This is a genomic window from uncultured Dubosiella sp., assembly GCF_964018005.1.
Lineage (GTDB): Bacteria > Bacillota_I > Bacilli_A > Erysipelotrichales > Erysipelotrichaceae > Dubosiella > Dubosiella muris.
This window is the reverse complement of the sequence record NZ_CAXHOA010000002.1, coordinates 192,175-213,733: the sequence shown is the minus strand read 5'-3', so window position 1 is coordinate 213,733 and position 21,559 is coordinate 192,175. Positions and strand designations below refer to the sequence as shown.

The following is a 21,559-nucleotide window of genomic DNA, read 5'->3' as shown; positions in this document are numbered from 1 at the left end:
AATCTCCCCGTAAGATAAAATCGAATGGAACGATTTGTCAACACGTTGAAAATGGATTAAAATGAAAAAGCGAGGAAAATAAAATGAAAATAACATTAGATACGATTATTAGCGATCACGATCCTAGGATCCGCGAGAAAAGCGAAAAAGTTGCCCTTCCCCTGGACGCGCAGGACCGCGAGCTTCTCGAAGCGATGCTTACCTACGTGCGCGATTCACAGGACGAGGAAATCGCCGAGCGCGACAACCTGCGCCCCGCCGTGGGCATCGCCGCCATCCAGGTCGGCGTTCCAAAACAAATGCTAGCCATCGTCTGCCCGAACCCGGACAACGAGGAGGAAGACATCGAACTGGCTCTGGTCAATCCGAAAATCATTTCGGAATCGGTGCAAAACGCCTATTTGGATTCCGGCGAAGGCTGCCTGTCGGTACTGGAAGAGCACGAAGGGCACTCCATGCGGCACGCCCGCATCAAAGTGCGCGCCTTTGACTTGGTGCGCAACGAAAACGTCACGATTCGCGCGAAAGGGTTTTTGGCGATTTGTCTGCAGCACGAAATCGACCATTTGTCGGGCATTTTGTTTTATGACCGCATCGACCCGAACGATCCATGGAAAACGGATCCGGAAGCAGAAGTGTACTAGCTTCTGTTTTTTTGTTCCTAATAGAGTATAATAAAGTTAAAGATTTTTTTATGAATAGAAAGAGGTCATCAATGCCAAATAAATCGAATCACCATCAAGGAGGGCATTTGACAAACAAAAAGACCCCGGTTCGCAAAAATCAAGTCCAAAAAGGCGACACGTTGATTTACGCCTTGGGCGGACTTGGCGAAGTCGGAAAAAACATGTACTGCTATGAATATGAAAACGAGATCTGCATCGTCGACTGCGGCGTTTTGTTCCCTGGCGACGAGCTGCTCGGCGTAGACTATGTCATCCCGGACTACCACCATTTGATCCGGATGAACAAAAAAAGGAAATTCCTCGTCATCACGCACGGTCACGAAGACCATATCGGCGGAATTCCTTTTTTGCTGAAACAGGTCCAGATCGACGCGATCTACGCACCACGGTTTGCCAAAGCCCTCATTCTAAAAAAACTTAGTGAACACAAAGGACTCGAAAAAGTCCCGATTATCGAGATCGACGAAGACTCGTCGATCAAGACTCGTTATTTTACTGTTGGTTTTTTCAACACGATCCACTCCATCCCGGACTCGCTGGGCGTGCTGATCACGACGCCAAACGGCTCCATCGTGCATACGGGCGACTTTAAGTTCGATCTCACCCCGGTGGGCACCAACGCCAACTACCAGAAAATGGCGTACATCGGCGTCATGCAGCCGGACGTGCTCATGGCCGATTCCACCAACGCCGGCGTTGAGGAGTTTTCGATTTCCGAAAAAGACGTCGCCAACGAGATTTTGGAAATCATGCGCAATGCCAAGCACCGGCTGATCATCGCGACGTTCGCGTCCAACGTGTACCGCGTCAACCAAATCATCGAGGCGGCGCTCAAATGCGGACGAAAGATCGCCGTCTTTGGACGAAGCATGGAAAACGTCGTGGATATCGCCCGGAAAATGGGTGTCATCAAAATCAAGAACTCGCAAATCCTTTCCCCTGAGGAGCTGTCCCGCACACCGGACAACGAAGTGTGCATTTTGTGCACCGGCTCCCAGGGCGAACCGCTGGCCGCCTTGTCGCGCATCGCGTCGGGCACCCACCGCCACATCCACTTGAAGCCAAGCGACACGGTGGTGTTCTCGTCCAGTCCGATTCCGGGCAACGCGTCCAGCATCAACAAGATCATCGACAAGCTGTTCCGCTCGGGCGCGACCGTGCTGTCCAAATCGGTTTTAACCAATTTGCACACGACCGGCCACGCCTCCAAGGAAGAACAAAAGCTCATGCTGCAGCTCATCAAGCCGCACTACTTCATGCCGATCCATGGCGAATACAAAATGCTCATGCAGCATCGCCAAACCGCGATCGATACCGGCATGCCGCCTGAAAACATTTTTGTGTGCGCCAACGGTGACATTCTCATCCTGCGCAACCACGAGCTGCTGCAAAGCGACTGGCGCTACCAGGGCGACGACATTTATGTCGACGGCAACGACATTTCCGGTTTGTCGACCGCCGTCCTTAAAGACCGCCGCATTTTAGCCGACAACGGTCTGGTCGCCGTCATCATCGCGATCGACTCGAAGGAAAACAAGATCCTCTCCAGACCGGTCATCGTTTCGCGCGGCTTCGTCTTTATCAAAGACAGCCAGGCGCTCATCAAGGAAGCCGAATTTATCGTCGGCGCGTCTTTGCAGGAAAAAATGAAAGAGAAGACGACGTTCTCGGAAATCAAAAACTGCATCCGTTCGACGCTGGAGCCGTTCCTTTACAAAAAGACGCATCGGAATCCAATCGTGATCCCGGTCATCTTGAACTCGAAACAAACGATGGAGGAAATCACGAAAAAGCGCGCCGCGCACGACCGTTCGAAACGGCCGATCCATTCCAGACGGGAAAACAATCATCGGGAAGCGAAGTAATTGCTTCCCTTTTCTCTTTTTATGGTAAAATTGTGCATATGACAAAACTTCAAAAAACCTTGTTCATCGCCGTGGCCGTCCTGACCGCGTGCATGATGTCGATTTGCGCCTCGCTCTATCATGCCATTTACATCGAGCCTGGCGAGATTGCTGTCAACTACCAGATGATCAAAAACAAAAAAATCCCAAAAGACATGTACGACGTGTCCATCGTGTATTTCACCGATTTGGAGTATGGCAAATTCCAGGACCAGAAGCGGACGGACGCCTTGTTCAAAAAAATCGAGGAGCTGCACCCGGACATTCTTATTTTCGGCGGCGACCTTTTCGACGCCAAATACAAAACGACCGACCAGGACCGGCAGGCGATGATCGACCGGTTCGCGGCCCTTCCGGCCTCGCTGGGCAAGTTCGCCGTCATCGGCGAGCAGGATCTTGTCAACGAGGAGCGCCAGACGCTTGTCTACGACATTTACGCCAACAGCCAGGTCGAGGTCGTCGACAACAGCACCCGGTTTCTTGGCAACCGTTCCAAGTCGGGCATTCAGCTGATCGGTTTGCGTACCGACGCCGACTTCAACCAGGCGCTCGCCAACGTGGATGACACCCACTACAACTTGCTCGTGTCCCATTACGCCGACCACCTGCGCAACGACGCGCTTAAAAACGTCTCGATTTCCTACGCGCTGGCGGGAAACTCGCACGGAACGCAAATCCTGTATCCGATCCTTGGCGGCTACCGCAAATATCCGGGCAACGAAAAACTCAACCGCGACAACGGGGCGAATCTTCCGTTTCCGTACTATATTTCGGCGGGAACCGGCTGCATTCACGTCAACGCCCGTCTGAACGCCACGCCGGAAATCGTCTATTTGATTTTTTCACGATAGCCTATCCATCTTCCTTTTTGGAAGATTTTTTCATGTTTTCATGGTGTTTTCCTTGATTTTGTGTATAATGAAGTCATCAACGACAGGGGCGCCGCAAGGCTGAGATGTGCGAAGCACGGTCCCTCGGACCTGATCTAGATAATACTAGCGTAGGGAGTCTGTGGATTATTTCCTGCGCCTCATTGGAGGTGTTTTTTTATGAAAAAAAATTTATCTGTCAGAGAGCTTGTGTTGATGGCCTTTTACGTGGCTTTGTTTATGGTGTTGGACACGTTTGTCAACACGCTGCCGTTTTTCCAAATGCCCAATGGCGGAAGCCTTGGTCTTTCGACCATTCCTTTGCTGATGGCAAGCTATCAGCTCGGCTGGCAAAAAGGACTCGTCGTTTCGATTGTGAGCGTCTTCGCCCAGTTCGCGACCGGTCCGATGTACACCCCCGATCTGCTCGGGTTCCTGCTCGACTATTTGATCGCATTTAGCGTATACGGTCTGGCTTGCCTGTTCCCGAATTTTGGCTGGTTTGATTCCGGTGTCCTGATCACCAACGTGATCCGCTTTCTTTCTTCGACGATTAGCGGATGCGTCGTATGGGGACTGCTTCCTTTGCCTTCGGCGGCCTACAACGCGACGTACATGGTCCCCACGCTGCTTCTCGACCTCGTGCTCGTGCCGCTGCTGCTCAAAGCGCTAGCGCCTCTCATGAACAAGGCGCGGGCCTGATCTATCTCTATCCGTTTCCGGGATGCCGTTTCGGCATCCTTTTTCATGGGCAAAAAAAAAGAAGACGCGCGTCTTCTTGCGTTATCCCGCCATGGCCGCCAAAATCAATGTGACAGCGAGCATGCCAAGGATCACGATGGATCCCGAATGCGGGATCGGCTGTTTCCAGTTGTCCTTCATTTCTTTTCTCCCCTTCTTTTCCCATTATGTTTTCATTTTTAACTTCTTATATTTCATATTGTAACATAAAACGCAAAACAATCCAAAAGAAAAAGACCATTTCTGGTCTTTTCGAATCTGGAAACCGTGATCTCCTACAGTCCAATCCGCTGGAATCGGAATCTTTTTTACTCCATTTTCTTCTAGAGCTTTGCGCGTAAATCCCTGTCTGCGGCCGATGCATCTCCCCTGCTTTAAATTCCAGCGTTTTTTTATATTATTAATACACCAAGAACTCCCATGTCCAAAATAAAATCCACTCATAAAATCCATAAAGAATACAGACTGTGCTTTTCAGGGGGATATGGATATCGCTCGCTTTGCGTGCGATTAGCTCTGTCTATAAAATACCATTGCCTATGGGATTGCGCAATTTTAACGACCTAAATGTTATGTTTTTTCTAATACAAATTTTAAACCAGAAATTTCTCGCGCAGCCGGGCGATGTCAGCCTTTTCCAAGCCAAGCCCTTCGATCAAATAATTTTCCATCGTGCCAAAATTTTGCTCGATGCTCTGGTACGCCAAATCAAGATACTCTTTTTTGGCGTCATACAAATCATCAAGATGGCCGACAAGATCGGGATGGGCGCGCAGCCGGACCGCCAGCGCGTCTTTTTCCCCTTTCAAATACACGTTTGTCTGCAAATAGTCCTGGTAAATCCGTTCTTTGGACACGCCCAAAGCGCTCAGCAGCAGCATTGTCCCGACACCCGTCCTGTCTTTGCCCTGGGTGCAGTGCCACAGCACGCTGCCTTTCTCGCTGGCGAGCAAATGCTCGAAAAAGCGCCGGTACGCCTTCAGTCCCTGCTCGGACACCACCAGTTCCTCGTACATGCAGCGCATCGTCTTTTTCGCGTGCCGAATCAAATCCAGCATGTTTTGCGCGTGCGTGTCTTTCGCCAGCAAGTCCAGCGAGGACGCTTTTCGCGGGGAAACATGGACGTTTTCCGCCTGCAGCATGATTGGATCGGGCGCGGCGAGCCGTTCGACTTCCGTCCGCAAATCCATCACGAGCCGGACGTCGAATTCCTGCTCCAACCGGTGCCGGTCGGCTTTGGAAATTTTATGCAAACTTCCGCTTCGCAGCAGCTTGTGGGGCAAAATGAACCGGCCGTCCATCGTCTGGATGCCGCCAAGATCGCGCGTGTTGTCCAAAGACTCGAACCCGATTCGACTGCCTTCGAACGCGCCGAAAATGATAGCCGGATTGGCTTGCTTCAACGCTTCGAACACGAGTTCCGGATCCTTGGACTCCAACTCGAAGGTGTACACTTTTTTATTTTTATCCACCAAATACAGCGCGCCTTCCCACTCGAACGCCCAAATCACATGCTGGATGTCGATTCGCCGTTCCCGTCCGTTTTCGCTGAACGTGATACTTGTCAAAGCATGATTGTTTTCCTGCATAGCCAATCCTCCTTGTATTATTATACCGGCCTCCTTTTTATCAGGTATCTTAAATGCCCAAAAGAAAATCCCCGCCAAAGCGGGGATCGCCAATCAATCGGGCAGGTTCGATTGAATCATGTCAATATACGTAATCAAAAACCGGACCGTTTGCGGCACGCCCAGCTTGGACGAGTCGATGCACAAGTCGTAAAACCGGGAATCGCCCCATTTGTGGTCGCAATAGTAATTGTGGTACGTCTTGCGGTTGCGGTCGGTCTTTTTGATGAGCGCCTGCGCTTCCTTTTCTGACAAGCCGAACTGCTTCATCGTCCGCTCGACTTTCATATCCATGGCCGCGCTGACGAAAATCGTGATCGGATCGTAGCCGTCCAGCACGCTTTCCCCGCAATGTCCCACGACGATAAACGACGCGCCGACCCGCGCTTTTTCCCGCAGGAAGTCGAACTCCTTCATCGCGATGTTGTCGATGTTCGAATTGGTCAGTCCGCGCACGGTCCGGGAACGGATCCGCCAACGGGGCGCCTCGTCGTACTGGTTGATTTGGTCGATGTCATAGCTTTCGTGGATGCCGATCTCGTTGAGCATATTTTCATCGTATACTTTCAGTTTGTAGTGGTCGGCCAGCGCCCGGGCGATTTCCTGCCCGCCGCTGCCAAACTCCCTTGAAATCGTAATGATCATCTTTTTTCCCTTTCTGTCTTACACATAACGGACAAACACGCAAATCATCGCGATCCCGATCACCAAAAGAGTGGCCGGCACGCAGTATTTACAATATTTGCCCCAGCCAATCGGATATCCGGCTTTCATCGCCACGGCCGTGCCCACGACGTTGGCGCTGGCGCCAATCGGCGTCGCCGAGCCGCCAATGTCCGTTCCAATCGACAGCGTCCACGCCAGCGTCGCCAGCGGCACCGACGAGCTGAGCGACAGCATGCGGATGACCGGAATCATCGTGGCCGCGAACGGAATGTTGTCCACAAACGCGCTGGCGATCGCCGACACCCACAAAATAATGCCAAGCATCACATACACGTTGCCGTTGGAAACAAGGGCGATGCCTTCCGCGATCCATTCGAGCACGCCGGTTTGCTCCAGGCCGCCCACGACCACGAACAGACCGATAAAAAACAGCAGCGTCTTGTAGTCGACCTTCGTCAAAATGAGCGGCGCTTTCCTTCCCGCGCCCGCCAGCGTCAAAATCGAAATGAAAACGCCGATGAACGCCACGCTCAAATGCGTGCTGCCATGCGTCACAAGCAAGACGATGGCCAGCAAAAAGATCGCGGTCGAAACAAGGAAGCCGCGCGGATGCGTGATGGCTTCCTTCGGATCGGGAAACGTCTCGATGTCCCGGATGTGCGCCTCGCTCTTTTTCAGCCCTTTGGCAAAGCACAGCCAAAAATACACCAAAACGAACACGAGCGCGATCAGGACGATCGAGCCGGTGTTGGCGACAAAATCGGCGAACGAGTACCCAAGCGCGGTGCCGATGATGATGTTGGGCGGATCCCCGCACATCGTGGCCGCGCCACCAAGGTTGGCGCAAAAGATTTGCGCCAAAATGACAGGCACCGGATCGAAGCGCAGCAGCTGCGCCAGCTCGACCGTGACGGCCGCCAAAAACAAGATGACGGTAATGCTGTCGATAAACATCGACAGAACCGCCGCCATGATCATAAACACCAGAAAGATCCACGTCGCTTTGTAGCGCACCATCTTCGCGAACCGCAGACAAAGCCACCGGAAAAATCCCGCATCCGCCATGCCTTCCACCATGATCATCATGCCGGCGATAAACAAAATTGTGGCCCAGTTGATTCCGCCCACCGTTTCGGCGCCTTCGCTGGCGCCATACCAAAACGCCGGGGTGAAGATGCTTTGCACGTTTAACGTCGACCAAATCGCGGGCCACGAGCCCATGCAGACGCCAAATACGAGCAGCAGCGTGGCCGCTCCGCACCCCAGTGTGACCACGTGCCGCTCGATTTTATCCAAAATAATCAACACGAACATGACCACAAAAATCGACACCGCGACCCACGGTGCCAATCCCAATGCATTCATAATCTTTTCTCTTTCAAACTGTTCTTATTCTAGCCCATTTTGATAAACACGCAACACATTTTTGTAAAATATTTTCTCGATCTCCTCTTCCGTATAGCCATGATGGCGCAGCGCCTGCGCCAGCTTGCCGATCTGGGAAGCGTCCTCGATTTCCAAATCCGACTGGATGCCGTCGAAATCCGTTCCCAGCCCGATGACGTCGACGCCGGCCAGCGCCTTGATATAGTCGATGTGGGCAACCATGTCTTCGACGCGGCTCTTGTTCGTTCCATCCAGCTTTAAAAAGTCGCCGCAAAAATTCAATCCCATGACACCGCCGCGCCGGGCGAGCGCCAAAATCATGTCGTCACTTAAATTGCGCGCCACCGGACATACCCCGTGGGCGTTGGAATGCGACGCCACGAAGGGCTTGGTCGTATGGCGAACGACATCCCAAAATCCCGCGTCGGATAGATGGGAAACGTCGATCAAAATGCCGAGCCGCTCCATTTCACGCACATACCGGATGCCAAACGCGTTCAAGCCGTGTTTTGTGTCGGCGCGCTGCAAGACGTCGGCCGCCTTGTAGTCGTCAAACGCGTCCATCGAGAAGTTGGGATGGCCGATGGCGTTGGGGTGGTTCCATGTCAGCGCAATCATGCGCACGCCCATGCGGTAATAGTTTCGAAGCATCGCCAGCGAGCCGAAAACGACATCGCCCTCCTCCAAGGTCAGCAGCGCGGAGATTTTGCCTTCGCGCGCGTTTTTTTCAATGTCGGCATATCGAAGAACCGGCGCGACGCGGTCGCGGTTTTCCTCCAGCATCCGGCAATACATGTCGTATAGTTTCATCGTTTCTTTTTCGGGTACGGCTTCCTTTTTTAAATTCGTGAACAAGGCGAAGTTCTGAACCATGCAGCCGCCTTTTTGCAGCTTGCTTAAATCGACGGACAAGGCATTGTTCACGAAGTCGGGCTTTGTTCCGCGCTCTTCTTGCTCCAGCCATTCCAAAACGGTATCGCAATGCATGTCAATGTATTTCATTTCGTTTTCCTCCGCTTCCATCATACCGCGTTTCGCCTCGTTGCGATCGGACAGTTTTGTAAAAAAAAACCCGCGCAGGGCGGGTCGCGAGATTACTCAACCATCGGGTTGGCAAGCTCGTGTTGAATTTCGTCTTTTTCAAAGGCGCTCATCTTCGAATTTTTGAAGTCCGGATCGCCTGGTTTATGCTTGTAAACAATCTTGAGGAAGATCGGGGTGATGACGGTTGTGAACACGACGCAAAGCAAGATCGGCGTCACGAACATTTCCGGCAGGATGCCTAGATTCATTCCCTTGTCGGCCACGATGAGGGCGACCTCGCCACGCGAGATCATACCGCAGCCGATTCGCAGCGACTGGGCCGGGTTGTACCGGCAAAGCAGGGCGCCGCCGCCGCAACCGATGATTTTTGTCAGGACGGCTGCCACGCACAACAAGACGACGAGGCCGACCAGTCCCCAAGTCACCTGGATCGGTTCCAGTTTCAAACCGATGCTGGCGAAGAAGATTGGCGTAATCAGCATGTAGGACAACGTGCCGATTCGCTTCATCACATATTCGCTTTGCGCGGTTCCGGAAATAATGAGACCAGCAACAAAGCTGCCGGTGATGTCGGCAACACCGAAGAACTCTTCGGAGCAGTAAGCCATGATGAGGGCGAACGCGAAGGATACGATCGAATATCGCTGCAAACCATGGTTCGGATCGTGACTGAACCACCATTTGAATACTTTGTGCATAATCACGCCGACAATGATCGAGAAAATGAAGAAGCCTAAGATCTTCAAGAGAACGACTCCGACATTGACACTGCTGTCGGCCATACCTGTTACAAGCGTGAGGCAGACGATACCAAGCACGTCGTCAATGACGGCGGCGGCCAAAATAACGTTGCCGCTTTCTGTGCTCATGCAGTGCATTTCTTTGAGTGTTTCAACGGTAATTCCCACACTGGTTGCCGTGAAGATGACACCAATGAACAGGTTTTCGATCCACGCCTGCGGACCGACGTTGTAAATCATACCGATCAAATAGCCGACCGCCAGAGGGATGAGCACTCCGAACAAGGCAATGATGAATGCCTTAAAGCCCGCTTTTTTCAGATCCGTAATACTTGTTTCCAAACCGGCGGAGAACATCAGGACGATGACACCGATTTCGGATAACGCAGAGATCAAATTGCTTGGCTCAACGATGTTGAGCACAGCTGGACCAAGCACGATTCCCGCGATCAGCGCGCCGACGACGCTTGGCATCCTCAGTTTTTTCGAGAAAATGCCGAATGCTTTCGTAAACAGCAGGATGATCGCGATATCGAGTAAATAACGATAGCTTTCCATATATATCCTCCATATATCGCATGCAACAGGTATATTACACCCGTATTATGGCAAAAAGCTATACTTTTTTCATACCTCTTGACTATAAAATTTGTTTTTTCCTAAGTAAACGTTTTCACCTCCACACTCTTTCCCTTTTTTATTTTTTATTCCGGATAAAAAGTCAAATTATGCAATAGGTAAAGCGTTTTCACAAAAAAGCGGACTTCCGTCCGCCCAGAGTGTTGACGAATTCCTACTTTTTATAAAGTGGGAGTTCGTTTTTCTTTTTTTTGTTTTGGTTTTTATGACTTCGCTCGACTTTGATGCCCAGAAACTAAAAAATTAGAGGTTTCCCTCTACTTCTTTGCCATTTCTTCCCATTTCTTTTCCTGCATTTCTTTTATATCCCACTTTCTTCGGGCCATTTTCATTAGATTATGACACGCAAAAATCATCGTCGCCTGGAATTGATTTTTTCCAAACCACGAACTCTCGTATATCTTAAATTGTGATATTCTTTGTTTTCCGCAAATACTTTTTCGATTGTTTCTTTTCTGTTTTTATAATGACTTTTCCATTGTGCTGTTTTGCGCATCTCTTCGGCACGATCCAAATACTCCTGCCATACATGTCTTTGAATCAATTTCGTATGGTTCTTTGATTGCGTACATTGTTATTCTCTTTTTAGCGCATATATTCGCCAAAAAAGAGAATGGATGAACCACTCTCTCTTTTCTTATTGTATGAGTTTGAATGTCCGCCACGCGTCCAAATAATCCAACAGGATCCACTCCTCTTCTGGCAAACGGGCGACGACGTTTTTCTTCCCGTCGTTAGGCATGTCCCGCAATACGACATGCAGCTCGCCTTTGTAGCGGTCGTACGTCTCGTTCACGATGACGATGTCGCCCCGCTTGAGATCGCGCGTGTTTCGCGGCGGGATCGAAGCGGTCTTGAACGTCCGTCTTGGCGAAGTGCTTCTGGCCGAATACGCGTTGCGGTCGCCCCGCACCTCGTGGGCGTGATGGAACAGGATCTGCTCCTCCACATCGCCCGGGGTGCCTTCCAGCTCGATCCGCAAAGTCAGCACGCCCGGGTCGATTTGCGCCAGGGATTCCAGTTCCGCCTGGGATGGAAAGCAGTTGGCGATGAGCACATCGTCCACCAGACCCGTCGCGAACAAGTGACGCGCCTGCAAGTCGATCGGCAGATCGCGGTGCATTTCCAGCGTGCACAACCCCTCGTTGACGTTCCACGGTCCAAACGCGCCCGGCTGCCGGCTGGAAATAAACGCCGCGACCGGAAGGTTCATTTGACGCATCGCCTGCGACGTGCGCTGAAACGTGTCGAAACTTAAGCCCGAATAGCGCTGCGGATAAAAATTATGGCACGTCAGCAAGTAGTCCACATTCGGCTTGTAGCGCATGATGTTCTCAATCGACGCGTTGTCCATCGACGCGTTCAGCTCGATTTTCAGCCGCTGCGGATTGTACGTCATTTGCGCCTCCCGATGCCCGTCGAACCCTTCGTCCAGCCGGATGCCGTCGGCGTGGATGGCGGCGAAAAACGACAAATCGTCATAGGAAATACCGAGCCGGTCGAACACGTACGGCGCCACATCCAACACGACTTCCATTCCCTTTTCATGCGCGAAGTCGATCAGTTCCTTGAACTCCGCCTCGACTTCCGCTTTCGGCTTGTCGACCGACAGCAGGCATGTGAAGATGCGCTTGAATCCATGGCGTGCGGCCACGTCAATGTATTGTTTGTTTTGGTCCAGAGAGGCGTGCTCCGGATAAATCGAAATACCGAGTCTTCGCATCGGCTTACTCCGCGTCCTTCATCCGGTTGGCGAGCAACACGAACGGCGACCAAATCAAAAACGAGATTCCCAGGTTGAGCAACGAAACCAAACCGGCCATCAGATTTCCGCCCGTTCCTAAAAACGCGTAAATACCAGCCGGCATGACCCAAGGTACTTGCACGTACACAGGCGGAATCAAGCCGCCCGCCGTAAACAAGTAGGCGACCAGCGTGCAAACCGGCGGCACGATAAGCCACGGAATGAAATAGATCGGGTTCAAAACGATTGGAAGGCCGAAAATGACTGGCTCGTTAATGTTGAACAGCCCCATCGGCGCCGACAGCTTCGCCACCTCGCGCACGTCCTTGCGCTTCGAGAACACGAAGATCGCAATTAGCAAGCCGAGCGTGACGCCGGCCCCACCCATTTGCGAATACGCGGCGAACGAGCCTTGCGTCCAAATGTACGGCATGCCGTCGGTCGTGCGGTGCTCCTCGAAATAGGCGAGGTCCTCCAGCAAGGCCGGGGTGTACACGCCCAGCACGAACGGGTCGAGAATGTTGGAGCCATGCAGTCCGAAAAACCACAGCACCTGCACCAGAAACGACACGAGAATGGCGCTGAACATGTTTTGCGACAAGCCCATCAGCGGCGCCTGAAGCCACTTTTGAATGAGCTCGTTTGGATACATGCCGCCCCACGCCACGCAGCACTGCGTCACGATGGCGAACACGTAAATCGCGACGCAGCCCGGAATGATGGCCGCGAACGACTGGCTGACCGCCGGCGGCACGTTTTCCGGCATTTTGATCGTGATGTTGGCGAGCATGAGCTTGACATAAATCATCGAGGACACCAGGCCGACGATCAGCGCCGTGAACAAGCCGGTCGCCCCGGTGTAGGCGCTGCCCAAATAGCCCCATTCCGATACGGAAAGGCTCACGACGCCTTCCTTCGCGATGGCGTCCACGCCAAGGCCTTGCAGCGCGGCGAGCTGGGAAACATCGACTTTGTCCAGCGCGAGATCGAACACCGCGCTCTGGTTCATACACGTGACGACGGCCGAGAACGCGATCACGCCGCCCGCGATCGGATTGACATGATACGCTTTGGCGATTTGATAGCCCAAAGCGAACGCGAACGCCAGCGCCAAAATCGTGATCGAGCCAAAATACACGTTGCCATTGATTTTGATGAGCGGCTCCATCGCCGTGGTCAGCGCGTTGCCCTCTCCCCACCAGGAGTTTGGAAGATCCCGGACAAAGACATTCAGCAGAACAGAGATACTGCCAACCATCGTAATCGGCATAATGGCGATAAAAGCGTCCCGAATCGCCATCAGATGTTTTTGATTTCCCACTTTCGCCGCGGCCGGCATAAAGTGTTCTTCCATCCAAGTTAAAAAACCATGCATAAAAATAAAATCCTTTCTACCCACAATATTTATTGGTTTCTGTCAGGATTAAATCATGAAAGCGCTTTAAATTCCACCGCCGCGCCCGAAAATATTCAATCTACTGTATATTGTATATTCATGTGAAAAGGAAAAAAGGAGAAACAGGATTTTCCTATTCCTCCATCATTCGAGCGAAGTTTTCATCCAGGATCCGCTCGGTTTCCTTTGGCGTCTTTCCTTTGATTGCCGCGATCTTTTCAATCGACCTGCGCAAAGCCTCAACATACTCCACATCCCCGCACGCCCATTCGAGCGCTTCGAGTCCGTCGCTTTCCAGCAACAGCTTTTCCAACGGGATCTTTCTGACGAGATTCGTCACCGTCTCGTCCTTGCCCACTGAAGGCCCCACCGTAAAATACGATGCGATCTTATCATACGCCTCGACGCCCGCCCAATCCGAATACCAGTGCACGATGTACGTGTTCGGGTATTGGCGCAAAATATCCAAAATCGCCTGCTCCTGCCCTTTCGTATGCAAAACGACCGGCTTATGGTGCTGGTACGCGTATTCGATCTGCTTGACGAACACGTCTTTTTGCAGTGTCATATCCGTATCGCACCACACCGAGTCCATTCCGATCTCGCCAATGATCCGCGCCTGCTTGAGCAACGGCTTCATTTCGTTTAAGCGCTCATGGCTTGCCGACCACGGATGCACACCACACGAGCAGCGCAACCCGTTTTCCATCGCGGTTTGCCACTCCTTTACACTTGCCGCGCTGCACAAGGAAGGGATGCCGTACTTTTTTTGCGCGGCGAGGATCTTTGATGAAAAATGAAAATGCGCGTCATGCATGATTTTCCCCTTTCAAAAGGTCGTAGATCTCCTTTTTCAGCCGGCTTTGCGAAAACAGCCAGTCCCGTGATTTCGATTGCTGTCGCAAGTCGATTTCCTTCAGGATCCTGGACGGCTTGTTTGATAAAATCAAAATGCGGTCCGACAAATACAGCGCTTCGTCTATATCGTGCGTCACGAGCAGCGTCGTGCGGTTGTAGCGTGTCCGCAGTGAAAGCAGCCAGTCCTGCATCTCGTTGCGGGTAATGACGTCGAGCGCGCCAAACGGCTCGTCCAGCAGCAGGATGTCGGCTTCGCAAAGCGAGGTCCGCAAAAACGCCGCCCGCTGCCGCATGCCTCCGGAAAGCGCGGAAGGATACGCCCCCTCGTAGCCTTCCAAACCAAACGTCTTGAAATCCGCCTGCGCTTTTTGGCGGATCGAGCGATCATGATGGATGAGGCCATACAGCGACACGTTGTCAAGGATCGTCTTCCATTCCAGCAGCAAGTCGTTTTGCGGCATGTACGCGAAATGCCGGCTCACCCCGAAAACCGGCTCGCCATCGACTTCCACGCATCCGTCATAATCGGGCAGCACGCCGGCCAGAATATTCAGGATCGTCGATTTTCCACAACCCGACGGTCCCAGGATCGACACAAATTCCCGCTCCCGCACTTCAAACGAAAGGTTGTCCAAAATCAGCGCGCCATCGAAAGCGAGGCGCAAATGGTCCACACGCAGCTTCATTGCACGAACGCGTTCGTATACTGATCACGGGCTTCGATTTTATGATCAATCAGACCACATTCGTACATGAAGTCGGTGTAGTTGTTCCATACCGAATCTTTCATCAAGCCCCAGCTTTTCGCGTCACGGGCGTATTCGGCGCTCAAATACTGCTGCGAGGCTTCCAGAAAAGAAAGGTCCGTATCCGGCAGCGCGTCCTCGTGCAGGATCTTTGCCGCCTCCTGCGGATGCTCGATGGCGTACTCGTATCCCTTTTTGGTGGCCGCCATAAACTTTTTCACCATTTCCGGGTCGTTTTCGAGAGTCTCGTCGTTGGCGATGATGACCGGCGTGTAGTAATCAAGCCGCTCGTCAAGCTCGGATAGCGGAATGTACTTCACCTTGTATCCGGCCTGCTGCGCCTGAATGACGGCCCAGCCGTAAAACTCCCAGCCTAAATTGACTTTGTTCGGCCCTGTCGTATCGGACAAGCCCGCGATGCCCGATCCATCCGCGCCCACGATCGTCAGCTTGTCGAAATCGGCGCCCGCCTCGTTCATCACCGCGTGAATGACGGCTTCCTCGCTTGGCGCGCCCCAACCCGCGTATGTCTTTCCTTCAAAGTCTTTTACCGAGTCGATGCCCATGCTCTCAAGCGCCACGAACCCCGACGTGTTGTGCTGCACGATTGCCGCGATCGTCTTGATCGGCAGCGGATCCTCGCTCGTCAAGGCGTATGTGACATCCTCCTGATAGGAAACGCCAAAGTCGGCTTTCCCGGCCGCGACCATCGAAGTCGTCGCGTTGTCGCCCGGCTCGATGATTTCCACGTCCAATCCTTCCGCTTCGTAGTACCCATTGTGTTGGGCGACATAAAAGCCGGTATGGTTCGTGTTGGGCGTATAGTCGAGCATAAGCGTGACGCTCGTCGTATCGGAAGCCTGCGCATCCGGATTTTCGCTTCCGCAACCGGTCAGTACCAGTGACAGCGCCGCCGCCACGCCTAGTTTTTGAATCCACGATTTCTTTTTTCCTTTGTTTTTCATTTTCTTGCTCCTTTTCTTAAATACGGAAAACACAATTTCTCCAGCATCGAAACGCCCAAATTGAGCAGCACGCTCCAAAACACGACCATGAGCACACAAGCGAACACCTTATCGAGCATATAGCCGTTTTTCACGCGCAGCATATAATATCCGAGGCCCGCGCTGCTTGAAAGCCACTCGCCGACGATCGCGCCACCCACGCAATATGTGGCCGCCACTTTCAATCCCGAAAACAGACCGGTCGCCCCTGCCGGGATCTTGACAAGCGTGTACACCTGGAATACGTTGGCTCCCAAACTTTTCACCAGGTCGATTTGTTTAGGGTCGACTTTCTGGAGCGCGTCCGTCAGCGAGACGGCAATCGGGAAAAAACACATGAACACGACGATCAGGATCTTCGGCAGCAAATCAAAGCCGAACCAAATTGAAAACAGCGGTCCAAGCACCATGACCGGAACGGTCTGCGTCACGATCAAATACGGATACAAGCTTGACCGGAACGTTTTCGACAAGTCCATGCCGATGGAAATCAGGATCGCGAACACCGCGCTGATGCCCAGTCCGATCAGCGCCTCCTCCAGCGTGACAAGCGAATGGCGCATCAGGATGTTTACGTTATCGACCACCGCGGCAATGATTTTCGATGGAGCCGGCAAAATATACAGTGAAATGTCGAACGCCCGCACGTAAAGCTCCCAGCCTCCAATCACAAGCCCGAACAATAGCAGCGGCAACACGATTTTCTGACTTTTTTTCTTCATAACCCTCCCTTTTCAAGACGAAAAAACAGGCACCCGAAAGAGCGCCTGTCCACTACGTGATCCATATGACTCCCTCCGCCGGTATTAACCGGATCAGGTTCAAAGAGACCGTGCCTTCGCACATCTCAGCTTTTTCAGCGCCCCTGTCATGTTTTTTCTATTTTTCGTTTTCACTATACCACAAAAAGACTTCGTCACAAACCCTTTTTTCCGCCCGCCACAAATCGTGCGGCATGTCCACGCCCCGGTAATGCTTTGTCCAGTGGTCGACGATGTCCATCCCGTTTCGTTTCGCTACGTTTTGACTGTTTCGATTCGTGTCGCGGATGATCGAATACACCGCGTTTTGATTGAGTACGTCGAACACGTACGCTTTGCACGCCTTCGCCGCCTCGATGGCGTATCCATGCTTCCAGTGTTTCCTTTTGAACAAGTACCCGATTTCCAGCACGGTTTCGCCGTTCCAGTTTTGCTCGGTCGCCCCGCACTGGCCGAGCATCTCGCCCGTTTGCTTGTCGACGACCGCCCACAATCCGAGCGTGTGGCTCGATTCTCTATATCGTTTTTGCTGGCGGGAAAGCCAGTCCCGCACTTCCTTTTCGGAAAACGCGCCTTCGTAGGCCGTCATGACTTTTTCGTCCTGCAAGATCTCCTTCAAATCGTCCAGATCGGCTTCCGTCATCTCGCGCAGGAAAAGCCGCGCCGTTTCAAGAACGGGTTTCGATTCGTTTTTGCGCATGGTCCCTCCGGGCGCAGTACAAGTAGTGCGGTTTTTTTACGCCCCGGTACAAATCCGTCTTGCGGTCGACCACTTCCATGCCAAGGCGCACGGAAATGATTTGGGAATACTCGTTGATGTCGCGAATGATCGAATACACTTCGCTTTGGCCAAGGGTGTTGAACGCGAAGTCGCGGCACGCTTTGGCCGCCTCCGTCCCGTAGCCCTGATTCCAGAAACCCACATCCAAAATGTATACGAGATCAAGAACCGTCTTTCCTTTCCATTCGTGCGGCACCAGGCCGCATTGTCCGATAAACCGGTCGTTTTCTTTCAAGTGCAGAGCCCAAAGCCCGTAGCCTAGCGAAGCGTAGCGGGCTTGCTGGCGGGAAAGCCATTCTTCGCATTCCTTGTCGTCGCGCACCCCGCCATAAGACTCCATGACCGTTTCGTTTTGAATCAGCGCCTTTAAGGACGCCAAATCGTCTGGCGTCAGCTCCCTCAAATAAAGCCGTTCCGTTTGTATGACCATATTTACTCCTTTTATCAAAAAAGCTCCGGATGGAGCCTTCTATCACATTTGAATCGAATACTTCACTTCATATTGATGCAGAAGATCCGAATACTCGTTTTCGATTTCTTCCTGGTATCGGCGCAGGAACCGATGCAAATTAAATTCCTTTTCATCCATCTTGATGATGTCCAGCGCCAGACTCGCGCAATGATCCGCGATATGGAGCATGTCGTTGAGCAAATCATACAGCGCCAGGCCTTGCTGCGTGTGGCACTCGCCCGAGCGCAGCCGCAAAACGTGCCGCTTCTTGATTTCGTTGCAGTTCATCGCCACTAGCTCCTTAAGCGGGAACACCCGCTTGATTTCCTTCGCGTCGTTTTCGATGAAGCCGCGCACCGTGATCTCGACCATTTCCTCAATCGCCGTGCCGACCACGGTCAGCTCGTCGGTCGCCACTAGGGAAAACGTCAGCTTCGCCTCGGCCATCGCCTTGGCCGTGTCGGCGATATCCAGCGCGTAGTCGCTCAGCTTTTCAAAATCGCTGATTGCCTGCAGCGCCTTGTTGATGATCTGCCCCTGCTCCTCGCTGACGCCCGCGCCCGTCAGCTTGATTAAATAAGAGCCAAGCTTGTCCTCGTACTTGTTGAGCGTCTGCTCCAGCTCGCCCACCTTGCGGTATCCATCCGGCGAGAAGTCTTCCAGCAGACGCAGCGCGCGATCGACGTTTTTCCGCGCTTTTTTCGCCATACCGTTCATCACGATCATGCTTTGTTCGTACGCCACGTCCGGATTGGACAAAAAGCGGTCTTCAAGCAAATCGAACTCCGCTGTCGACTCCTGATCCGCCTGTGTATCCGGCAGCAGCCTGAAAATCAGCTTTTCCAGTCCGCCGCAAACCGGAAGCATGAGCGTCATCGTCACCGCCCGGTACACCGTGTTCGTAATGGCGATCGCGAACGGATCCATCGTCATGTGCGCGAACTGGAAATGCAAAATGGCGTTGGCTCCATAAAAGCCCGCAAACCCCAAAATCATGCCGCCCACGGCAATGAGCAAATATAAAAACGAAGTCCGCTGGCCGTTTTTGTTCGCGCCAATCGCCGCCAGCAGCACTGGCGCGCTGGCGCCCACACCAATGCCAAGCACCATCGGAAACGCCGCGCCAAAGCCAATCGCGCCGGTTGTCGAAAGCGCCTGCAGCACGCCGACCGCCGCCGAAGCCGACTGGAGCAGCGCCGCGAACGCGATCCCAAACAGCGTTCCAAGCAAAGGATTGGTCAAGGTCGTCATGATTTGAATGAACGCCGGATTACTTCGCAAAGGCGATACCGCCGCCGACATCGTGGACATGCCCGTCATCAGCACGGCAAAACCGAGCATGATCGTGCCCAAATGCGTATATACGTCTTTCTTTCCAAACATCTTCAGCAAAATTCCGACAATCGCGACGACCGCGGTAATCGTGGCCGAGGACAAAAACGAGGCGATGCCGCCCGCGCTGTCCAAATACGAAAGACAAATGATCCAGCCCGTGATGCTCGTTCCGATGTTGGCGCCCAAAATGACGCCAATCGCCTGCGACACCTTCATCATGCCGGAATTCACAAATCCAACGACCATCACGCTGGCCGCCGAAGAAGACTGAATGACCGCGGTCACCGCGGTTCCGAGCAGAAACCCTTTGAGCGGCGAGTTTGTCAGCTTGTATAAAATCAGTTCCAGCTTGTTACCGGCCACTTTTTTCAGTCCGTCCCCCATTGAGGACATTCCATACAAAAACAACGCCACGCCGCATAAAAGATTCAAAGCCATCAAAATGTTCTCACTCATATTCTCTTTCTCCCTGGTATATATGAATTAGCCCATTTAACTGAGCCATTCTATATACCTTTTCCTTTCTACCTGATTTTGTATTCATCATGGATTTTACTTGTCTGTTAGAATTGAAATTGCGAATGTGTACTCGAAATTTCTCCTTGGGGCTTTGACTTCATAGGAAAGAATCTTGCCACTTCTTCGTATTCAGAATTGCGATCAGTTGGGTGGGCCTTTGAGTTCTTGTACCAGGATCAGTCGAATACTTTGTAAGTGGAGATTCCATTCGCTCATTTTAGAAAGGACGGTGCTCTTATGCGCTATTTGATCGGCATCGATGTCAGTAAATTCAAACATACAGCTTCTGTCATTGATAATGATGGTGTCGTTTACGTTGAACCTTTTGACTTCAATAACGATATCATTGGTTTCCAATTGTTTTTATCTACCGTTTCCTCTTTCACCAATGATGATTACATTATCGGTATGGAAGATACTGGCCATTATGGCGATAATCTTCAACGTTTTCTTTTATCCAAAGAATTGAAAGTGGCCATGCTTAATCCTTTAGCTACCAATCATATTCGCTTGGCTTTTGGTAAAGCCAAGAACGACAAACTAGACTCGGTTACGATTGGTTCTGCCTTGGCAATGCCTAGACTTTATCGAATCATCAAAGATGATCATTTCTCTTATCATGAGATTCGCGAGCTTACTCGCTATCGTCTGCACCTGACCAAATCCAGTAATATCTACAAAAATCGATTGAAGAAGTTGATCGATATCACTTTTCCGGAATTTGATTCTTTGTTCTCTACCGCTTATTCAAATACCTATTTAAAGGTTCTCCATGACTTTCAGAGTGCCGAAAACATTGCTTCTACAGACATACGAACTCTTCGGAAAGCTTTGATCGTAGATAGAGGACGCTGCGTTTCTATCACTGCGGAAGAGCTCAAATCTGCAGCCAAACAATCGATCGGTCATTCTAATTTCGCAATGGAAATAGAAATCCGGCAGACTGTGGAGATGATCGAAAAGATCAATTCAAACCTAGAGGCTGTTGAGAAAAAAATAGAAGAGTTCAGCCGACAACTAAACTCTCCCATTCTTGCCATCCCTGGTATCTCACACATATCAGCGATGTCTATCCTGGCAGAGATCGGCGATTTCTCCAAATATGAAAGTGCCAAACAAATCATCAAACTGTCAGGAACCAATCCATTTGTATATGAATCGGGTACCTATAGTATGGCACGAACAAGGTTAGAAAAGAAAGGGTCAAAGTATCTAAGAGCAACACTTTATAAAACGATTCAGGCAGTAATCCTCTTCAATCCGGTATTCAATCAATACTATGCAAAGAAGCGAGCAGAAGGTAAGTCCCACCTTTGTGCTCAAGGCCACTGCGTGCGTAAACTGCTTCGAATAATCTATCATATTTTGACGACCGGCAAAGAATTTGATCCAGCCCTTTTACGATAATAAATAAGTCAAAGTCATCTTTAAAAAAGCTATTTCCCCATAGTTCTTTTTAGTGTACACATTTTTACAATTTCAAAGATCAAATCGACAACAAATCAAGCAATAATATTTCAAACTATTTCATAATTTTATACTTGACTTCCTATATAGTTGTCTTTTTTATTTAAAGTCTTCTATACGCTTAATATTTATTTACATGAATTTTACCGCCAGCGCAACACCTTTTTCCGTTTTTGTCCATTCCTTTGCCTTCC

Annotated in this window: 21 protein-coding genes and 2 riboswitches; of the genes, 5 read left to right on the top strand and 16 right to left on the bottom strand. The window is 51.5% G+C overall.

What is annotated here, in order from left to right:
- The first annotated feature begins 83 nt into the window (after window positions 1–83).
- From def to ABNS49_RS02770, 4 genes are all read left to right on the top strand, one after another.
- The gene (def, locus tag ABNS49_RS02785; RefSeq protein WP_135981235.1) at window positions 84–644 is read left to right on the top strand and encodes a peptide deformylase; all 561 of its coding nucleotides are present in this window, start codon (window positions 84–86) and stop codon (window positions 642–644) included.
- Between the two features lie 50 nt (window positions 645–694).
- A complete protein-coding gene (locus ABNS49_RS02780; protein WP_277820861.1) occupies window positions 695–2,551 on the top strand; it encodes a ribonuclease J in 1,857 nt (618 codons plus the stop codon).
- 38 nt (window positions 2,552–2,589) lie between these two features.
- Window positions 2,590–3,441 carry a metallophosphoesterase gene (locus ABNS49_RS02775; protein ID WP_135981237.1) on the top strand — a complete coding sequence of 284 codons (852 nt, stop codon included), beginning with the start codon at window positions 2,590–2,592 and terminating at the stop codon, window positions 3,439–3,441.
- 74 nt (window positions 3,442–3,515) lie between these two features.
- Window positions 3,516–3,614: riboswitch (TPP riboswitch) on the top strand.
- A gap of 25 nt (window positions 3,615–3,639) precedes the next feature.
- Window positions 3,640–4,161, top strand: coding sequence for an energy-coupled thiamine transporter ThiT (locus ABNS49_RS02770; protein WP_135981238.1), 522 nt, complete (start codon window positions 3,640–3,642; stop codon window positions 4,159–4,161).
- 204 nt (window positions 4,162–4,365) lie between these two features.
- Here ABNS49_RS02770 and ABNS49_RS02765 read toward each other — a convergent pair whose 3' ends face one another.
- The 16 genes from ABNS49_RS02765 to ABNS49_RS02690 form a co-directional block, all read right to left on the bottom strand.
- Complete coding sequence (locus tag ABNS49_RS02765; RefSeq protein WP_277820862.1) at window positions 4,366–4,644, bottom strand: hypothetical protein; 279 nt, start codon at window positions 4,642–4,644, stop codon at window positions 4,366–4,368.
- A 149-nt stretch (window positions 4,645–4,793) separates the two neighbouring features.
- Entirely contained in the window at window positions 4,794–5,789 is a 996-nt protein-coding gene (locus ABNS49_RS02760; protein ID WP_135981239.1) for a tyrosine-protein phosphatase, read from the bottom strand.
- A 93-nt stretch (window positions 5,790–5,882) separates the two neighbouring features.
- Window positions 5,883–6,473 carry a cytidylate kinase-like family protein gene (locus ABNS49_RS02755; protein WP_135981240.1) on the bottom strand — a complete coding sequence of 197 codons (591 nt, stop codon included), beginning with the start codon at window positions 6,471–6,473 and terminating at the stop codon, window positions 5,883–5,885.
- An 18-nt stretch (window positions 6,474–6,491) separates the two neighbouring features.
- Window positions 6,492–7,859, bottom strand: coding sequence for an SLC13 family permease (locus ABNS49_RS02750; protein ID WP_135981241.1), 1,368 nt, complete (start codon window positions 7,857–7,859; stop codon window positions 6,492–6,494).
- Window positions 7,860–7,883: 24 nt separating this feature from the next.
- Window positions 7,884–8,906 (bottom strand): dipeptidase, encoded by a 1,023-nt coding sequence (locus ABNS49_RS02745; RefSeq protein WP_338400925.1) that lies wholly within the window; start codon window positions 8,904–8,906, stop codon window positions 7,884–7,886.
- A 68-nt stretch (window positions 8,907–8,974) separates the two neighbouring features.
- A complete protein-coding gene (locus ABNS49_RS02740) occupies window positions 8,975–10,222 on the bottom strand; it encodes a cation:proton antiporter (protein WP_135981293.1) in 1,248 nt (415 codons plus the stop codon).
- A 433-nt stretch (window positions 10,223–10,655) separates the two neighbouring features.
- Entirely contained in the window at window positions 10,656–10,817 is a 162-nt protein-coding gene (locus ABNS49_RS02735; RefSeq protein WP_277820867.1) for a transposase, read from the bottom strand.
- A 123-nt stretch (window positions 10,818–10,940) separates the two neighbouring features.
- A complete protein-coding gene (locus tag ABNS49_RS02730) occupies window positions 10,941–12,026 on the bottom strand; it encodes a MupG family TIM beta-alpha barrel fold protein (RefSeq protein ID WP_135981291.1) in 1,086 nt (361 codons plus the stop codon).
- A gap of 4 nt (window positions 12,027–12,030) precedes the next feature.
- Window positions 12,031–13,401: a PTS sugar transporter subunit IIC gene (locus ABNS49_RS02725; protein WP_277820866.1), complete on the bottom strand. Its 1,371-nt coding sequence runs from the start codon at window positions 13,399–13,401 to the stop codon at window positions 12,031–12,033.
- 175 nt (window positions 13,402–13,576) lie between these two features.
- Window positions 13,577–14,260, bottom strand: a complete 684-nt coding sequence (locus tag ABNS49_RS02720; RefSeq protein WP_135981289.1) for a TatD family hydrolase — start codon at window positions 14,258–14,260, stop codon at window positions 13,577–13,579.
- Complete coding sequence (locus ABNS49_RS02715; protein ID WP_135981288.1) at window positions 14,253–14,987, bottom strand: ABC transporter ATP-binding protein; 735 nt, start codon at window positions 14,985–14,987, stop codon at window positions 14,253–14,255. Before ABNS49_RS02715 ends, ABNS49_RS02720 begins: the two co-directional genes overlap by 8 nt.
- Window positions 14,984–15,982, bottom strand: coding sequence for an ABC transporter substrate-binding protein (locus ABNS49_RS02710; protein ID WP_135981294.1), 999 nt, complete (start codon window positions 15,980–15,982; stop codon window positions 14,984–14,986). The genes ABNS49_RS02715 and ABNS49_RS02710 overlap by 4 nt, the downstream gene beginning before the upstream one ends.
- Window positions 15,983–16,008: 26 nt before the next feature.
- Complete coding sequence (locus ABNS49_RS02705) at window positions 16,009–16,773, bottom strand: ABC transporter permease (protein WP_135981287.1); 765 nt, start codon at window positions 16,771–16,773, stop codon at window positions 16,009–16,011.
- 53 nt (window positions 16,774–16,826) lie between these two features.
- A riboswitch (TPP riboswitch) is annotated at window positions 16,827–16,928 on the bottom strand.
- 2 nt (window positions 16,929–16,930) lie between these two features.
- Window positions 16,931–17,512 carry a GNAT family N-acetyltransferase gene (locus ABNS49_RS02700; RefSeq protein ID WP_135981286.1) on the bottom strand — a complete coding sequence of 194 codons (582 nt, stop codon included), beginning with the start codon at window positions 17,510–17,512 and terminating at the stop codon, window positions 16,931–16,933.
- On the bottom strand, window positions 17,481–18,023 hold the full coding sequence (locus tag ABNS49_RS02695; protein WP_135981285.1) for a GNAT family N-acetyltransferase: 543 nt from the start codon (window positions 18,021–18,023) through the stop codon (window positions 17,481–17,483). The genes ABNS49_RS02700 and ABNS49_RS02695 overlap by 32 nt, the downstream gene beginning before the upstream one ends.
- A gap of 42 nt (window positions 18,024–18,065) precedes the next feature.
- Window positions 18,066–19,835, bottom strand: coding sequence for a Na/Pi cotransporter family protein (locus ABNS49_RS02690; protein ID WP_135981284.1), 1,770 nt, complete (start codon window positions 19,833–19,835; stop codon window positions 18,066–18,068).
- Window positions 19,836–20,135: 300 nt separating this feature from the next.
- Here ABNS49_RS02690 and ABNS49_RS02685 point away from each other — a divergent pair, with 300 nt between their 5' ends.
- Window positions 20,136–21,305, top strand: coding sequence for an IS110 family transposase (locus ABNS49_RS02685; protein ID WP_304805508.1), 1,170 nt, complete (start codon window positions 20,136–20,138; stop codon window positions 21,303–21,305).
- Window positions 21,306–21,559: the final 254 nt, after the last annotated feature.

Excerpts from the sequence above, each read along its gene's own strand:
- ABNS49_RS02755 (WP_135981240.1), bottom strand. The coding sequence starts at position 6,473 with ATGATCATTACGATTTCAAGGGAGTTTGGCAGCGGCGGGCAGGAAATC.
- ABNS49_RS02780 (WP_277820861.1), top strand. The coding sequence starts at position 695 with ATGAATAGAAAGAGGTCATCAATGCCAAATAAATCGAATCACCATCAA.
- ABNS49_RS02750 (WP_135981241.1), bottom strand. The coding sequence starts at position 7,859 with ATGAATGCATTGGGATTGGCACCGTGGGTCGCGGTGTCGATTTTTGTG.
- ABNS49_RS02695 (WP_135981285.1), bottom strand. The coding sequence starts at position 18,023 with ATGGTCATACAAACGGAACGGCTTTATTTGAGGGAGCTGACGCCAGAC.
- ABNS49_RS02685 (WP_304805508.1), top strand. The coding sequence starts at position 20,136 with ATGCGCTATTTGATCGGCATCGATGTCAGTAAATTCAAACATACAGCT.
- ABNS49_RS02740 (WP_135981293.1), bottom strand. The coding sequence starts at position 10,222 with ATGGAAAGCTATCGTTATTTACTCGATATCGCGATCATCCTGCTGTTT.
- ABNS49_RS02705 (WP_135981287.1), bottom strand. The coding sequence starts at position 16,773 with ATGAAGAAAAAAAGTCAGAAAATCGTGTTGCCGCTGCTATTGTTCGGG.
- ABNS49_RS02690 (WP_135981284.1), bottom strand. The coding sequence starts at position 19,835 with ATGAGTGAGAACATTTTGATGGCTTTGAATCTTTTATGCGGCGTGGCG.
- ABNS49_RS02700 (WP_135981286.1), bottom strand. The coding sequence starts at position 17,512 with ATGCGCAAAAACGAATCGAAACCCGTTCTTGAAACGGCGCGGCTTTTC.
- ABNS49_RS02720 (WP_135981289.1), bottom strand. The coding sequence starts at position 14,260 with ATGCATGACGCGCATTTTCATTTTTCATCAAAGATCCTCGCCGCGCAA.
- ABNS49_RS02725 (WP_277820866.1), bottom strand. The coding sequence starts at position 13,401 with ATGGAAGAACACTTTATGCCGGCCGCGGCGAAAGTGGGAAATCAAAAA.
- ABNS49_RS02745 (WP_338400925.1), bottom strand. The coding sequence starts at position 8,906 with ATGATGGAAGCGGAGGAAAACGAAATGAAATACATTGACATGCATTGC.
- ABNS49_RS02765 (WP_277820862.1), bottom strand. The coding sequence starts at position 4,644 with ATGAGTGGATTTTATTTTGGACATGGGAGTTCTTGGTGTATTAATAAT.
- ABNS49_RS02775 (WP_135981237.1), top strand. The coding sequence starts at position 2,590 with ATGACAAAACTTCAAAAAACCTTGTTCATCGCCGTGGCCGTCCTGACC.
- ABNS49_RS02715 (WP_135981288.1), bottom strand. The coding sequence starts at position 14,987 with ATGAAGCTGCGTGTGGACCATTTGCGCCTCGCTTTCGATGGCGCGCTG.
- ABNS49_RS02760 (WP_135981239.1), bottom strand. The coding sequence starts at position 5,789 with ATGCAGGAAAACAATCATGCTTTGACAAGTATCACGTTCAGCGAAAAC.
- ABNS49_RS02770 (WP_135981238.1), top strand. The coding sequence starts at position 3,640 with ATGAAAAAAAATTTATCTGTCAGAGAGCTTGTGTTGATGGCCTTTTAC.
- ABNS49_RS02730 (WP_135981291.1), bottom strand. The coding sequence starts at position 12,026 with ATGCGAAGACTCGGTATTTCGATTTATCCGGAGCACGCCTCTCTGGAC.
- def (WP_135981235.1), top strand. The coding sequence starts at position 84 with ATGAAAATAACATTAGATACGATTATTAGCGATCACGATCCTAGGATC.